15 protein-coding genes and 1 tRNA gene are annotated in these 15,382 nt (G+C 60.0%); 6 read left to right on the top strand and 10 right to left on the bottom strand.

Annotation, left to right across the window (positions count from 1 at the left end; genetic code table 11):
* The first annotated feature begins 154 nt into the window (after positions 1–154).
* Positions 155–1,927 (top strand): DEAD/DEAH box helicase, encoded by a 1,773-nt coding sequence (locus tag HNP33_RS08510; RefSeq protein ID WP_184707322.1) that lies wholly within the window; start codon positions 155–157, stop codon positions 1,925–1,927.
* Between the two features lie 85 nt (positions 1,928–2,012).
* Complete coding sequence (locus HNP33_RS08505; protein WP_184707320.1) at positions 2,013–3,095, top strand: endonuclease/exonuclease/phosphatase family protein; 1,083 nt, start codon at positions 2,013–2,015, stop codon at positions 3,093–3,095.
* A 153-nt stretch (positions 3,096–3,248) separates the two neighbouring features.
* Here the strand turns inward: HNP33_RS08505 and HNP33_RS21280 are convergent, their stop codons facing one another.
* A complete protein-coding gene (locus HNP33_RS21280; protein WP_325064920.1) occupies positions 3,249–3,458 on the bottom strand; it encodes a hypothetical protein in 210 nt (69 codons plus the stop codon).
* On the opposite strand from HNP33_RS21280, the gene HNP33_RS08500 reads away from it, so the two are divergent.
* Positions 3,448–5,019, top strand: coding sequence for a M14 family metallocarboxypeptidase (locus tag HNP33_RS08500; protein ID WP_325064919.1), 1,572 nt, complete (start codon positions 3,448–3,450; stop codon positions 5,017–5,019). The genes HNP33_RS21280 and HNP33_RS08500 overlap by 11 nt on opposite strands.
* Before the next feature lie 96 nt (positions 5,020–5,115).
* Here HNP33_RS08500 and speG read toward each other — a convergent pair whose 3' ends face one another.
* Positions 5,116–5,634: a spermidine N1-acetyltransferase gene (speG, locus tag HNP33_RS08495; RefSeq protein WP_184707316.1), complete on the bottom strand. Its 519-nt coding sequence runs from the start codon at positions 5,632–5,634 to the stop codon at positions 5,116–5,118.
* Positions 5,635–5,662: 28 nt separating this feature from the next.
* Entirely contained in the window at positions 5,663–7,177 is a 1,515-nt protein-coding gene (locus HNP33_RS08490; protein ID WP_184707314.1) for an MFS transporter, read from the bottom strand.
* Between the two features lie 98 nt (positions 7,178–7,275).
* Here HNP33_RS08490 and HNP33_RS08485 point away from each other — a divergent pair, with 98 nt between their 5' ends.
* Both HNP33_RS08485 and HNP33_RS08480 read left to right on the top strand, forming a co-directional pair.
* Positions 7,276–8,151 carry a LysR family transcriptional regulator gene (locus HNP33_RS08485; protein WP_184707312.1) on the top strand — a complete coding sequence of 292 codons (876 nt, stop codon included), beginning with the start codon at positions 7,276–7,278 and terminating at the stop codon, positions 8,149–8,151.
* Positions 8,152–8,195: 44 nt separating this feature from the next.
* Positions 8,196–8,624, top strand: a complete 429-nt coding sequence (locus tag HNP33_RS08480) for a tetratricopeptide repeat protein (RefSeq protein ID WP_184707311.1) — start codon at positions 8,196–8,198, stop codon at positions 8,622–8,624.
* An 89-nt stretch (positions 8,625–8,713) separates the two neighbouring features.
* Here HNP33_RS08480 and HNP33_RS08475 read toward each other — a convergent pair whose 3' ends face one another.
* The 7 genes from HNP33_RS08475 to HNP33_RS08445 form a co-directional block, all read right to left on the bottom strand.
* Positions 8,714–9,784: a linear amide C-N hydrolase gene (locus tag HNP33_RS08475; protein WP_184707457.1), complete on the bottom strand. Its 1,071-nt coding sequence runs from the start codon at positions 9,782–9,784 to the stop codon at positions 8,714–8,716.
* A 44-nt stretch (positions 9,785–9,828) separates the two neighbouring features.
* Positions 9,829–10,233, bottom strand: a complete 405-nt coding sequence (locus tag HNP33_RS08470; RefSeq protein ID WP_184707309.1) for a hypothetical protein — start codon at positions 10,231–10,233, stop codon at positions 9,829–9,831.
* Between the two features lie 290 nt (positions 10,234–10,523).
* The gene (locus HNP33_RS08465) at positions 10,524–10,925 is read right to left on the bottom strand and encodes a BLUF domain-containing protein (RefSeq protein ID WP_184707307.1); all 402 of its coding nucleotides are present in this window, start codon (positions 10,923–10,925) and stop codon (positions 10,524–10,526) included.
* Between the two features lie 813 nt (positions 10,926–11,738).
* Positions 11,739–11,815 (bottom strand) — tRNA-Arg (locus HNP33_RS08460).
* A gap of 297 nt (positions 11,816–12,112) precedes the next feature.
* Complete coding sequence (locus HNP33_RS08455; protein ID WP_184707305.1) at positions 12,113–12,703, bottom strand: lipocalin family protein; 591 nt, start codon at positions 12,701–12,703, stop codon at positions 12,113–12,115.
* 83 nt (positions 12,704–12,786) lie between these two features.
* The gene (locus HNP33_RS08450; protein WP_184707303.1) at positions 12,787–13,350 is read right to left on the bottom strand and encodes a DUF6891 domain-containing protein; all 564 of its coding nucleotides are present in this window, start codon (positions 13,348–13,350) and stop codon (positions 12,787–12,789) included.
* A 164-nt stretch (positions 13,351–13,514) separates the two neighbouring features.
* Entirely contained in the window at positions 13,515–14,081 is a 567-nt protein-coding gene (locus HNP33_RS08445) for a DUF2242 domain-containing protein (protein WP_184707301.1), read from the bottom strand.
* 386 nt (positions 14,082–14,467) lie between these two features.
* On the opposite strand from HNP33_RS08445, the gene HNP33_RS08440 reads away from it, so the two are divergent.
* Complete coding sequence (locus tag HNP33_RS08440) at positions 14,468–15,352, top strand: M23 family metallopeptidase (protein WP_184707300.1); 885 nt, start codon at positions 14,468–14,470, stop codon at positions 15,350–15,352.
* Positions 15,353–15,382: the final 30 nt, after the last annotated feature.

Below are 15,382 nucleotides of genomic sequence, written 5' to 3'. Positions count from 1 at the left end.
TTGCCTAGGACTTCAGCGCTAATGCTGGGGACGACGGACATCAATTCCAGGCTCCACTCTTTGAACCCATCTGCCTTTGACTGGCGGCAATAACTCCAAGAAATTGCTGAGACAAGGCTGATACCCAGCGTCCAGGTTGGACGCATCTGATCCAATGACATTTGAAGAACTGAATCTGGCACCAGCCATTGTGCAGGCTGTGCGCGAGCAGGGCTACGACGCCCCTACCCCCATCCAGGCCCAGGCCATTCCTGTAGTGCTCCAAGGTGGAGACCTCCTGGCCGGCGCACAGACCGGCACTGGCAAGACCGCAGCGTTCACGCTACCCATGCTGCACCGCCTCTCCCAATCCGAAGGCAGCCGCAACCAATGGGGCGGCAAGGCCATCCGTGCGCTCATCCTGGCGCCCACCCGCGAACTGGCGGCCCAGGTGGAAGAAAACGTGCGCCACTATGCAACGCATCTGGACATCCAATCCACCGTCATCTTTGGCGGCGTTGGCATGAAGCCACAGATCGACCGCATCAAAAAGGGCATCGACGTACTGGTAGCCACGCCTGGCCGCCTGCTGGACCTGCAGCAGCAAGGCTTTCTGGACCTGTCCACCGTGGAAATCCTGGTGCTGGACGAGGCCGACCGCATGCTGGACATGGGCTTCATCCACGATGTGAAGAAGGTGCTGGCCCTGGTGCCTAAGGACAAGCAAAGCCTGCTGTTCTCCGCCACCTTCAGCGATGAAATCCGCGAGCTGGCCAACGGCCTGCTGAAAAACCCGCAGTCCATCCAGGTCACGCCGCGCAATACCACGGTGCAGCGCATCAAGCAGGTGATCCACCCCGTAGGCCGCGGCAAGAAAAAGCAGGTGCTGCTGCACATCATCCAGGAAAACAACTGGAGCCAGGTGCTGGTGTTCACGCGCACCAAGTTTGGCGCCAACAATGTGGCCGAGTTTCTCACCAAGAATGGCGTCTCGGCCATGGCCCTGCACGGCAACAAGAGCCAAAGCGCCCGCACCCAAGCCCTGGAAGGCTTCAAGACCGGCGACCTGCGTGCGCTGGTTGCTACCGATATTGCAGCGCGTGGCATCGATATCGATGAACTGCCCAACGTGGTGAACTACGAGATCCCCAATGTCTCGGAAGACTATGTGCACCGTATCGGCCGTACCGGCCGCGCGGGCCGCGAAGGCAATGCCGTGAGCCTGGTGTGCATGGATGAAGAAGGCTTCATGATGGACATCGAGCGCTTCACCAAGCAGGAAATCCCCGTGCAGGTGATTGATGGCTTTGGCCCTGAAGAAGGCGAAAAGGCCGAGCCCATCGCCATGGGCCGGCAAACCATCTGGGGCGGTGCTGGCAAACCGCCAAGCCGCGATGTGATGCAGGCAGCAGCCAAGGCCGCCCGCCAGGAAATGATGGAGCGCATTCGCACCAACAAGGCAACCCGCGGCACGGGTAGCGCAGGCAATGCCAATGGCGGCCAGCGCAATGCCAAGCGCGGCGCAGCTCCCCGGGCAGAAGGCGGCGAATTTGATGCTGCAGGCATGGAGCAACCCCGCCGCGAACAGCGCCCCCCACGGCGTGAAGGCAGCCGCCAGGGCCCTCGCGGCTCCGGCGAGCAGCGCCGGGCAGGCGGACAAGGCGCACAACCCCGCCATCCGCAGGGCGCCAATCCCCGCCACAGCAATAATCCACGCGGCCCTCGCCATGACGAGCGCCAGCCGCGCGCCGATGCCCATCTGGGCACCCAATTTGGCGGCACCGTGGATGGCCGCGATCATCGCCGTGGCGGCAACGCGCAACCAGACCCCATGCGCACCAGCGTAGACAGCATGGCTGAACGCGGTCGCCGTGGCGGCTTCGGCGGCGGTAACCGCAATGGCGGCAATGGCGGACGAGGAAATCGTAACCATTCGTTTTCAAGATAAGCATTTGCATGGTGAACAAATCTTCTTTTCGTTGATCTAGTCACCAGATTCCGCTACGGTAGGGCCGCATCAGAAAGAGATTTCTATGCGGCCTTTTGTTTCACCAGCACCTCTTGACACCCTCACCGTTGCGACCTGCAACACCCTGAATCTGGCGCTTCCCGAACGCGTGTTCTACGCCAACCAGGACGCCTACACCCGCAACCAGTACGAGCGAAAGGTGCAATGGCTGGCCAATCGCTTTCAAACGCTCAATGCCGATATCCTGGCAGTGCAGGAGGTCTGGGATGCAGCTGCGCTGCAGGAAGCCCTCAAGCTCAGCGGCCTGCACTACCCTTTTGTGACGGTGCCTGGCGCCGAGAACACCGACGCACAGGCTGGTGCAAGCGGCACACCGCGTGTCGGCATTGCCACCAGGCTCAAGGTACTGGCCTGCCGCTCGTTCCCGGATTTTCCGGCGGGCCTGGGCCAGCCGATCCCGGGGCTGGGCATACACGACAAGTTCGAGCGCCCACCGCTGGTTGCCACCTTGCAGATGAAGCACGGCCAAGTGGTGTCGGTACTCACATGCCACCTCAAATCCAAGCGCCCCAAATTCCTGCAAGACGAAGCAGGCAATCCGCTGGAAGACCGCGACAACCCCAAGATTGCAGCCCTGGCTTCGCTGCGCTCACTCATCATGCGCGGGGTGGAAGCCCTGGCGATGCGCTGCCTGGTGATCGATCTGCTGCGGCACACGCGCATGCCCCTCGTCGTGATGGGCGACTTCAATGACACACCCGACAGCGTCACCACCCAGCTGATCGCCGCTACATCAGAGGTCGCCTATGACCGGGGAGCACGCGACCGCGCCCTGTTCAACGCCTACGATTTGCTCGGTGATGCGGCCCTCAAAAAGGATGTCGCCTATTCACACATCCACCAAGGGTCTCCTGCCGTGCTCGACCAGATCCTGGTGAGCGAGGAGTTCGACCCGCTCAGCAAGCACTCCGTTGGTGATGTGCGCCGATTGGACTATTTCAATGACCACCTGCACGAGGGCCGTGACCGCACGCGCTCCGACCATGGGTTTGTCCGCGCTCTGCTGCGCCTGCGCTTTCCGGACAAGGAGCGAGCCGCCACCGGGCCCAACTCCGCAGCAACTACGCCGGTCGCTGGTACATTCTGAGAAACTGGATTCTCTGCTGCACATCAACTGCAGCATGTTTTTCTTTCGCACCCATCCTACGCAAACGCCAGTCTCCGTTTTGCATAATGGCAACGTTATTTTCAGGAGGGCCGTGCTTCGTCACGCAACAACAATGATGCAACCCCATTCCTCTCACACTGCCTCGCGCTGGATGGCGCCCTGCGCCGTCTCTGCTGCCGTCTTGCTAAGCGCATGCACCAGCACGCCGCTGCCGCCTTGGACGAGCACGCCAACGGCAGTGCCCGGCACGGTCACCACCGCCCCCAAGAGCCAGGGGCCAGCACCGGTACATATCCCAGGGGTCAGCAACCCAGGCGTCATCAGCACCCCTGTGGAATCCACGCCACTGCAGGCCACGCCCTTGAGCGTGTGGCAGGAAAGCCCCGAAGTTGCCGCGCGGTTTCCTGATCCGGCAACGCCCTACAGCACCCCTGGCCTGACCACCGGACGCACCACATTCACCAGCAACGCGGAGCTCAGCCAGATGCTGCGACAGATCGCCGCAGCTCCAGCCGGAGGAACCAAGGCTGAGCTGATCACCGCAGGCACCTCGCAGGAGGGCACGCCCATCCATGCACTGCTGCTGACGCGGGCCGCCGGCACCACCTTGCATGACCTCGATGCCAGCGGACGCCCGACGGTATTGCTGATCGGCCAGCAACACGGCGATGAGCCCGCTGGCAGCGAAGCCCTGCTCGCGCTGTCGCAATCACTGGCCCAGGGCCCGCTTGCGCCTGTGCTCGACAAGCTGAATGTCTTGCTGGTGCCACGCGCCAACCCGGATGGCGCAGCCTCGGGCCGGCGCACTACCGCCAACGGCATCGACATGAACCGCGACCATCTGCTGCTGCAGACCCCTGAGGCCGACGCGCTGGCCAAGCTCAGCCGCAACTACCGCCCCGTTGCGGTATTTGACTCGCACGAATTCACCGTCGCCGGCCGGTATCTGGAAAAATTCCAGGCTGTGCAGCGCTACGACGCTCTGCTGCAGACCCCGACCACCGCCAATACGCATGAGTTCATCGGCAAGGCGGCCAATGAATGGTATCTGCTGCCCATGCAAAAAGCGCTGACTGACCAGGGCATGAGCACCAACTGGTACTACACCACCACGAAGAAGGCCGATGACCTGACGCTGTCGATGGGCGGCGTGCGCCCGGATACCGGCCGCAATGTCTACGCCCTCAAGAATTCGCCCAGCCTGCTGATCGAGACCCGTGGCGTCGGCATTGGCCGCGCCCATATCCAGCGCCGCGTGCACAGCCATGTGGTGGCACTCACATCGGCGCTGCAGACCACGGCGCAGCGCGCCAAGGATCTGGAACAGGTTCGCGCATTCGTCGCCCGCGATGTGGCATCGCAAGCCTGTCGCGGCCAGTTCGTCCTTGAATCGCAGCAAACCACTGAAAAACGGCGCATTGTCTTCCTCGACCCGCAGACTGGAGAAGACCGCCCGCAAGAGGTGGATTGGAAATCCTCCGTCAAGCTGCAGCCTGGTGAGACGCGGGCCCGCCCTTGCGGCTATTGGCTGTCCACCGGTGCCGGCGAAGCCGCTGACAAGCTGCGCGCCCTGGGGCTGCAGGTGCTGCGGGTTGCCGAACCCGGCAACATGCTGGCGGATACCTACCAGGAAGTGGAGCGCAGCAGCAGTGCCAAAAACGATGTGCTGGGCCCCTCTTCCCGCTCGGTGGAGCGCGTCAAGGTGCAACTGCAGCGCATTGCCATCGATGTGCCGGAAGGCAGCTACTACGTGCCGCTGAACCAGCCCCTGGCCAACCTGGCCATCGCCGCCCTGGAGCCCGACACACAGAGCAGTTTCTTTGCCAATCACATCATCACCGGCCTGAGCGATGTTGCCCGCTCCATGAACAATCCGTCGCTGGTGTACGACGAAACGGATTGAGCTGCCTCGAACGCGCTGCCATACCAGCAAGCACACACAAGAAAGCCGCCTTGGCATACCAGGGCGGCTTTCTTCTTTGGGCATGCGTCCTTTCCATCAGGCCGCGCGCTGCAGATAAGGCACCTGCAGCATATACATGCGGATTGCGCTGCGGTACTGGCCGTGGGAGAAGAATTCATCCACCAGCTCGCCCTCTGGCTGAAAGCCCAGCTTTGTATAGATGTGGATCGCCTTCGCGTTTTCCTTGTCCACATACAGGTAGATCTTGTGCAGGTTCAGCACGCGAAAGCCATGGTCCAGCGCCAGTCGCGTGGCATGCGCCGCAATGCCCTTGCCCTGCTGATCGGGGGCAACAATGATCTGGAATTCGGCGCGGCGGTGAATCAGGTCGATCTCCACCAGCTCCACCAGGCCCGCGCGCTCGCCTCCGTGCTGAACCACAAAGCGGCGCTCGCCCTGGTCATGCACATGGGCATCGTACAGGCTGCTCAGCTCGTCGAAGGTGGCATAGGGCTCTTCAAACCAATAGCGCATGACGCTGGCATTGTTGTCCAGCAGGTGCACGAAGCGCAAATCCTCGCGCTCCAGCGGTCTCAGTTGAGTCTTCACATTCATGAATCGATCCTTTCAAATTTTTAATCGCTCAGCGGGCGCGCTTGTGCCAAGCCACCCAGCCGGTAATCAGCAGCAGAACCGTGGCCAGCAACAGCACTGCGGAAAAGCCCTTGTCAAAGGCCGTGCTGGCCGCCTGCACCAGGCTTTGGGCAGCGCCTTGCGGCAGTTTCTCTGCTGCCAGCAGGGCTTCATCGAGGCTGTCGCGCACCGTGGGCGATAGCGCAGCCGCAGCCGATGGCGGCAAGACCAGCGAATGCGCATAGACCGCCGACAGCAGGCTGCCCATGACAGTCACGCCCAGGGCGCCGCCCAGTTCGTATGAAACCTCCTCTACCGATGCGGCCATGCCAGCACGGTCGGCAGGTGCACTCATCAGCATGGTGGCCGAAGCAGCGGTAATGGCTCCGCCAATGCCCACGCCCAGCAACACCAGGCTCAGCGACTGCCACACCGCAGCTGCCTCGTGCAGTGCCAGATAGGCACCCATGCCCAGGCCTGAAGCCAGCAACGCCAGCGCCAGCAAGCGGCTGCTGCCCCAACGTGGCAACAGGCGACCAGCAATGGGACCTGCTACAAAGGCTGCAACCGGCAGTGGCAACACGGCCCAACCCGCCTCCAGTGGGCTGAAGCCCAGCACCAGTTGCAGGCGTTGGCTGAACACCAGCTCCATGCCCAGCAGCGCGGCAGCAGCCACCAGGGCCGAGAGCACGGCCGTGGTGAAGCCCCGGTCCTGGAACAAGGCCAGATCGAGCAGCGGATGGCGGCTGCTGCGCTGGCGGCGCACAAAGACCCACAGAAAGCCGACACCAACCGCAAGCGCGCCAGCGGCCATGACCCAGTCAGGAGACTGCTTGCCCAGCTCCTTGATCGCATAGGTGCCAGCCACCAGGCCCAGCATGACCTGGATGGAGGCCACCAGATCCCAGGGGCGTTCACGATTGCCCTCGCTGGCGGGAATGCAGCGCCAGGCCAGCGGCAAGGCGATGAGCACGATGGGCACGTTGATCAGGAATACCGATCCCCACCAGAAGTGCTCCAGCAGCGCCCCACCCAGTACCGGACCGAAGGCCGCACCACCAGAGGCTACCGAGGCCCAGATGCCAATCGCCAGGGCGCGCTCCTTCTCGTCGCCAAAGCTCAGGCGGATGAGCGACAGCGTCGCTGGCATCATCATGGCAGCGCCCACACCCAGCAGTGCACGGGCCGTGATCAGCACGCCAGTTCCCGGCGCAAAGGCCGCAGCCAGCGAAGCACCGCCAAATACGGCAAGGCCTGCAATGAACAGGCGCTTGTGGCCCAGGCGGTCGCCCAGCGTGCCCATGCCCAGCAGCAGCCCGGAGACGACGAGCGAGTAGATATTGATGATCCAGAGCTTGGCTGAAGCGGTAGCGGCCAGATCATGGGTGAGGCGCGGCAATGCCGTATACAGCACCGTCATATCGATGACGATGAGCAGCAATGCGACGGAGACAATGCCCAGCACCAGCCAGCGGCGGGCTCCCAGGCTTGGATTGCGTGAAGAGGGAAAAGTAGTGGTTTGCATGGAATCCTCTTTTTGGAGGGGCGATTTTTTAACAACACCTCCATGATTGATCAATTTTTAATTTATTAAAAGTTTGAGTTAATCAGTAAAATTGATGAATGGAATGGACTCTTGAACGCCTGAACCAATTCGTGGCCGTGGCTGATTGCGGCTCGATGACCCAAGCTGCGCGGCGTCTGGGGCGCGCGCAGTCGGCAGTCAGCATGGCCATGGGCCTGCTGGAGGCCGACCTGGGGCTGGCGCTGTTTCGGCGCGTCGGACGCTCGGTGCACCTTACGCCGGCAGGCGAAGTGATGCTGACAGAGGCACGCGCCCTGCTCAATCAGGCCCAGGCGCTCGATCTACGCGCCCAGGCACTTGCCGCAGGCCAGAGCGCGCAGTTGTGTGTGGCCATTGACGAAGCCTTGCCCTACCCGCCCATCGCCCGGCTGCTGCGGGAGCTGGCCTCACGGTTTCCGGCACTGGAGCTGACCTTGCTCAATGGCACGGCAGCGGAGGTCGCCCAGGCCGTGCAGTCGCGCCATGCTGCGCTGGCCTTTCAGTTCGACCGCGGCCCCGTGGATGCGCAGTTTGCCCAGCGCTATGTGGCGGGCGTGCCGCAGATGGTGTTCGTGGCGCGCAACCATGCGTTGGCCGCCCAGGCCCGGATCACCCGCGAGGATCTGGCCGGCCACCGCCAGCTGGTGATGCATATCGAAGGAGTGGAAGATCTGGTTATCAGCCCGCGCATCTGGCGCTCGGAGAGTTTTTACGTGCTCGCCGACATGCTGGCCGATGGCATAGGCTGGGGTATCCTGCCGCGCAATATCGCGCAGGCGCCCGACATTGAGCCACGCATTGTCGCCCTGGACTGCCCGGAGCTGCGCCTGCCCCCGCTGGCCGTTCGCATGCTCAGCCTGCAGGGCGCGGCACTGGAGAGCACCGCACTGTGGCTGCAGCAGCGGCTGGCAGAGCTGCTGATAGTGGGCGATTGAGCAAGCATTGCAAGGCGCCCCTTCACCCAACCCACTGGCAATCCATGAAACATCTCCTGATCACCACCCTTGCAGTGCTCAGCACTGTCTCGTGCACCAATATTCCTCATTTCAACCGTCCGCCTCCAGACACGGGCATACGGTACGACCCAAATGTATTGACTGTCGGCATTCCAAGGATGTCGCCAAGAGAGCTGGAGCGACAGAAAGGGCTGGCCAACAATGGGGACGGCAGGGCCGCATTCAACGTCTACACCTACTACCGGTCTGCTGCCGACGACCAGAAACAGGCCAGGGAGTGGATATTGATTGCGGGGGAGCTGGGGTATGCGCCTGCGCAATACAACCTGGCACAGATCTACCTGTATGAAAACGACAGAGACAAGGCCCTCTACTGGGCAAAAAAAGCCACAGCGAGCGGATACCCCCATGCGCAGTCGACATTGGACTACCTGGAAAGCCTGCCGCCGTAAAAAGCCCACAGCTTGAACGCCCCCTCCCGGCGAAGGGGTCTCGTTCTGTCGTGGGCTTGTGCAGAGTCAGCCGCCCGCCACCATCACCTTCAGATACCCAGAAACTTGAATGGCTCTGCGGGCCGGAAGGCGCTGGTTGCGTCACCGGCAAAGGGGTGATCCTGGTTGGGCCCCAGGTCGAGTTTGAGAACCCTTCCTTTCTCGCTGCTGAAGTCAATGCTCTTGAGATCCACCCAGAAGGTGTTGGGTGTCAGCGCCGACTCGAAGAAATACAGCTTGCGCTGATGGTCAAACACCGTGCGCCACCGCGTCGACGAGATATTGGGCTCGCCAGGGGTGGTCAACCCATAGGGCACCGAGACGTTGCGAATGACACTGAAAACACTTGCCAGCGTCTTGTTGGCATCCTGATCCTTGGGAATGGCATTCACATAGAACGACGCGCGGGCAAACCGGTCTGCTGCACGGTTGGTGCCCGGCAGCATCGTCGTGCCACCGATCTGCTGCCAATAACTGTTGAGCGCCAGTTGCTGGTCGAAAACCGGCGAATTCGTCATCACCTGGTAACTGCGGCTATGGTGGATGACTTGACGCCCATCAATATATTCAACAATGGCGCTGTCGCCGCTTGCATCCGATATCGACAGGTGCAGCGTGGCCAACCGCTTCTCCCCGGGGACGCTGTCCGTGACAATGGTGAAAGGCTGCTGCTTCAAGGCAGCCACCGCCTCATCCACGGTCGCAAAATTGTCCAGAACAAACTGTGCCCAGGCGGCAATGGTCAACCCTGGCTTGCTGTTCGAATCGAATTTTGGGTATTGCGACTCCACAAGCCAGAGCAGGTTGGCGCTCAAGCCCGCCTCGTTGACACCGTCGGTCGTGGAGATGTCATAGCCCGAAGTCACCACACTGCCATAACGCGACGTCCAGCGCAGAGAATTCGGTCCTGCTTCACCACTTCGGGCCATGCCGCGCGGCATGACCCACAGGTTGCTGGTGATATCACTCTTCCAGTCCATGGAGCGCGCAGTCACCACTTTCCCACCATCGCCCAGAAAGACAAGCCTCGTGCACGCCGACGCACCGGGAAGCGCATTCAACAGCGCCAGGCTCAGAAGCAACGGCTTGATTCCAAAGAACCGGCTCCTGCGAGGGTTCATGCAGCTGCCCCGGGTGTTTTTAGATACCGCCATATGCCGATCCATCAGCGCGGAGTGGAGCTTCCGCTCGCCTTCCAGGCGCCGTCACCCTGCTTGCAGAACCAGAACTGCCAGTTTTCCGACTGGCTACCCCTTGCCACATCGGCCTTGACCAGCCTGCAGGTGTTGGCCGATTGGGTCTGCGCCGTCTGCAAAGGCGTCAGAACCACCCTGATGGCCTTGGATGCCACTTTGCTGGTGCTGCTCCAGGACTTGGCAACGCCGTCTTGGGGGCTCTCCAGCACACTGCCCAAAGCCGAGCGAAACGAAGGCAAGTCCTTTGCCGGAATATTTCGAATGATCGTGTCATTCAGAAAAAAGGCAGGCGCCACCTGCGCATAAAGCTGCGCCGACGAAGCTGCGACTCCCATCGCAATAACGAGGTTTCGGTAAAAGGTGGTTTTTTTCATATAAGGAATTGCTAGGTTAAGAAAAACTGAAACGAATCAATACCCACACCCATTCTCGAATCGAAGGATTTGAGCCTGCTACCTTTGGATGCTTGCTGGCGATCAACGTTACCACACGAAGCAGGCACTGGGAGCAGCTGGAAGCCAACATGCCATTCTGCGAAAAAATGCTTCATAAAAGTACATGGGGGGTGAGACCGCAGCCTGCGCGCATGCATCCGGTTATGCAGCAGGCCGAGCCCGATACAGTGTCTCCGGCTTGGGCCTACTTCACCCGAGCCTTCCGCACATTACAGACTGTCGATGGCGACCGCTGCAGCCGAGAAACTCTCCAGAGCCAGATCGGCAGCCATGTCGTTCAGCGCCTGGATATCAAAATCGTGCATATCTGCATCAGAGTAGCCCATTGCCCAGTGGGCAAATCTGCGCCCACCGGTAAGCGACTGGCTCAGCAAAGGATGAAAATCACAGTGCCGAGGATCGGCTGCCAATTTGACAGCCAGTTGAGAAACCGCCTCTGGTGGCCCTTCCACGTACTGGGCGAATCGCTCTCCATCGAACACCAGCATCCCGGTGATGCCCTGGATGGCATTGAGCTCTCGGGCCTGCTTGACAATCTGACCGATCTGATGAACGTCCAAATCAGGAGTCATCTGGCTTGTATAAAGAAAACAGCTCAATAGGGGTGGCATAGGTAAAGCTTTCAATCAGATACCAAGCATGGTAACTGGCTTACGGCTAACTTCCATGTTCTTTTGCTTTCTAAGGCTGAGGCGCACATGCAGCCGACTTGACAGCACTGCTAATTTTGCATCGCTGTGATATTTATCAAAATTATTAAATTTAAATGATCATAAATTTGACATATCATTAAGGCCTCCACGGGAGGGGAATACCACTAAAACGAGTGAGTACCGTTTTTGAGCCTGCGCAATGCAGGCTCTTTTTTTGACTCCATTTTTCGGAAAAATATACAAACATTCTTCATTCACCGATAGGAATGCGCTAATATTGTTCGAACGGTTTACGCCGAGTTCGTGCTCTCCTCCCTCCCTCTCTATGTATTTGCACGAGATCCCTGGATACCCAGGGTCGGCTTTTTTTACAGCGAAACGAAGGCCACCCTCTGGGTGGCCTTTGTCTTTGGCGGTTCAGCACTGTGCATGGCTGGAATGCAAGCTACCTCCATCAAAACCCGATATAGCCCACCGCGACGCAGCAAGCGGAAGAAGGACTGGTAAGCGCCCGACCCGCCTCAGCAGGCAATGGCAATAGTTCTGCACAGCTGAACGGGCACCGAAATCTCGAAGTGACATCGGCTCTGCCCACGAAAGGCATGACTAGCTCACCGTGGAGCGTCGGCCAAGAGCAAGAGCAGCCTGCCATTCAGGGCATGGATGCCCTGGCAGTGCTCTATCCATTTAGTTCGGGAAAGGTTGTCGGCTTGGCTGGGCAGCATGGCGCGCCAAAGCGATGGGATTGATGGCAACGGTGCGTTGCGGGATTGGCCTGCCCGACTGGAATCGAACCAGTGACCCACAGCTTAGAAGGCTGTTGCTCTATCCAACTGAGCTACGGGCAGTTTATTGAATTGACTAGATTTTTTGCCATATCAGGCAAAGTCAGACTTCGAGAGTCTGCGGAGCGCTCCGCAAATCTCATTTTTCGTCTTTTATGACTGCGCGTTATTATGCACGGAAAAGAACAGGCCTATTTTGTAGCCCTGGCTTCCCTCCGCTGTTTTGAATGCCCGCGACAGCGCTGCAGATCCGAGCAATTGCATGTCAGCCTCGCCAGTATGCGCCTGGGAAAAAAGCCCGGCCTGCTTCGAGACCGGGCCGGGGTTTTGTCACTGTCATCTACTGCCTGGTCGGGGCCTTCAATCCTCTGGATCAGGTTGTGCGCCGTGCGGTACCCGGTGCATGCGACTGATATCTACCCCGTTGGCAGCCGCCACCGACAGCAGGCCTGCATAGAGCTTGTCATTCATTTCCGGTGAACGCGACAGAACCCAGCAGTACCGGCATCCGTCGCCCACAACCACTGCGCATTGGTAATCGTCATCGACATGCACCACGTAGTACCCTGAGTAAAACGGGCGGAAGAAAGAAACCTTCAACGCCCCTTCAGTATGCGCGCCAATGAACCTGGCCACCGCCTTGGCAGACTTCCAGACCCCTTTTTCCGGATCAAAACCCTGGTTGAACACGCGCACCGTGCCATCGGCATTCATGCTGTAGTCTGCTGTACACGATGTGAGCCCACGCTCAAACAGATAATCAATCCGTGCGATCTCATACCAATGCCCCTGGTAGCGCTCAACGTCGAAATCCTCTACAGGCAGAACTTCAGGCGGAATGGAGACGCGCTGCGCCCAATACCAGCCCGCAGCGAGGGCGGCCCCTCCGGCCAGCAGGCACCTTGCTGCAGAAGAATGAGTACTACAGGCACTGGGCGGCTTTCTTTCCATGAGACTCCCTTTCCGAAACCTTCTTTATAGGAGCCTCGACAGGGGCTTTGGGTAGGAATTTCGCTCAAACCATGGTTGCCCGATCAGCGGCTTTTCCAGTCAAACACCGGCACCGATATGCGCTGGTCAAACATGCCGCTCCACTGGGCATGCAGGCCCGCGGCAACCAGGGCGCGCATCACGCGCTGCCCTACCTCAAGACCGAGCGAATGCTCCAGCGCCGCATCCAGCGGCCCAAAGGCCAGATACAGGCCCCCTCCGCGCACCGCACGGGCAAGGTCCTGCTCATGAAAGAAGCAGTAGCCAATGAAACGCGTTGCATCGCTGCGTTGGCGAAGTTCTTCGCGGATGTCGTTGTAACCGTCGCTTTGCGTGTAACCCGCGTTTTGCAGGCAGACCACGCCTTGCTGCTCCAACTGGTCAAAGGCCTGATCGAGGCGGTCACAGTCCGTCACGCGCGGCCACTGGCGCTTGGCCAGCTCCCAGGCGGCAAAACACTGGTCGACAAAAACCTGAACCTCGTCTTCGTCCAGCTCTCCGGGCTCGTACATCTCGTCGACAATGATTTCAACAATGCGAGAAGCATCTTCAAACCCGCCGTGTACCAGTACCGTGATCTCGTCCTGCACCTCATGGTTCAATGGCATATTGCACGCTCCACATTTCAGTTGCCCATGACTGCTTTTAACCCAGCACTGGCATGCCAGCAAGTGCGCGCACAGCCGCAGTAGCTACCAGAAACAACTGACACCAGGCCAGGGGCCGCGTTTTTGGAACTGCTTTGGCTTGTGGATCAACCGCCACCAGCCATTTATTCCACGAACTCTTCGCCGTCGTGCAGACTTTGCTGGCGCAGGCTGTCGTCCTGGCGCAGAAAGGATTTGATCAGATCAAAAAAGCTGTCGTAGAAGGTGGCCGAACTCACGGTTTCGCTGCCCACCTTGATCAGCGAATCATTGCCTGCCGAGAACGGCAGCGACAGCGACCCCAGTGCGCCCACGCCCACGCTGGCCGAGTTGCTGCTCTTCTTGAGGTTGTAGGTGTCCTTGAGCGCCGATACAAAACCCAGGCTCACCTTGCCGTCCTTGCTGTCAGGGGCGCACACCACCCGGATGGTGATGACCTGGTTGTTGTCCGGCGCAGGCTGGAAGGTCTTCTGGCCCTCCACTTCCTTGTCTTTGGACACATTGATCAGGTAGCCCTGGCTCAGCAGCGCGCGTCGCGCAGCTTCGCAGGTACGCTCGGGTGAGGCATCAAACAGACGCGAATAGGTATTGGCCGAACCAAAGGTTTCGTGTGCCACCACGTTGTAATGCCCGCCATCCTGGCCACCGCCGAGGCTGGCGCAGCCCGATAAGAGGACCGCACTGGCAGCCATCAGCACCCACGCTGCAGCGCGAAGCTGCAGATTGCCACTTGCGCGCGCAAGGTAAGGTCTGTCTGAATACTTGCCCAACATGAACGACACAAACTCCCGGAGTATGGTTTTGCGGAAAACGCCTTGGCACCTGCTGCCGCAGTTAATGTAGCGGATGGATGCGGTATTGCAGCGGCAATTGCAAACATCTCGCCGCTGCGGGCTTCCCAAACGCTTTACCATTTGCAAAAAGGATAGCATCAAATATGCTACCAGCCCGCGTGGCAGTCGTGGTTACACATCGTCTGGTTTACCAAAATTTGCACATTAAATGCAAGGTTTGCGCGCAGGGGGCAAGCGCAAGACGCTATGCTTTTTAAAGCGCTTTACAGAATTTGCACTCTGCCATGTTCCTTCCAGTTACACCCACAGCCCTTGCAGCCGTGTGCCCAGGCGTCAGCCGCCGGCAGGTTTTGCTGGGCAGCGCGGCAGCCATTTTTGCGCCGCATTTGCTGGCAGCGCCCTCCCATGCATCCGATGGCTGGCCTGCCGATTCGCAGGTGCCCGGTGGCGTGGCGCGCCTGTCGCTGGGGCCTGCGGCAAGTCGTCCCCAGGCATTCAGCGGCGATATGCCTGTGCTGGTGCTGGGCGATGCGATCGAATGGACAGCCCTCGTGGGCATTCCACTGTCTGCCCCCGTAGGGCCCGCCAGTATCCGCGTGCAGACCGCCGAAGGCAGCCGCACCGTTGCGTACACCGTGCGAGACAAGAAATACAGCGAGCAGCGGCTCAAGGTAGCACCCAAGACGGTCGATCTTTCGCCCGAGGACAATGCCCGCTATGAGAAGGAAAGTGTCCATCTCAAGCAGGTCATGGCCACCTTCAGCAATGTCTCTCCTGCCAGCATGGTGCTGCCTGCGCCCGTGCCGGGGCGGCGCTCCAGCTCGTTTGGCTTGCGCCGCGTGTTCAACGGCCAATCGCGCAATCCGCACAGCGGCATGGACATCGCAGCCCCCACCGGCACGCCCATCAAGGCGCCGCTGGCAGGCAAGGTGATCGACACGGGCGACTACTTCTTCAACGGCAATACCGTTTGGCTGGACCATGGCTCCGGCTTTCTGACCATGTACTGCCACCTCAGCAAGATTGATTGCGCCGTGGGCGACGCGGTACGTGCTGGCGATGTGATTGCCAAGGTCGGGGCCACCGGCCGCGTCACCGGCCCGCACCTGCACTGGGGTGTCATGCTCAACCGCACCATGGTCGACCCAGCCCTTTTCCTGCCAGCCTGATCGCAACCATCTTATCCCTCACTTCTGTGG

The organism is Comamonas odontotermitis, from assembly GCF_014207855.1.
Lineage (GTDB): Bacteria > Pseudomonadota > Gammaproteobacteria > Burkholderiales > Burkholderiaceae_C > Comamonas > Comamonas odontotermitis_A.
This window is presented reverse-complemented; position numbering and strand designations above follow the sequence as displayed.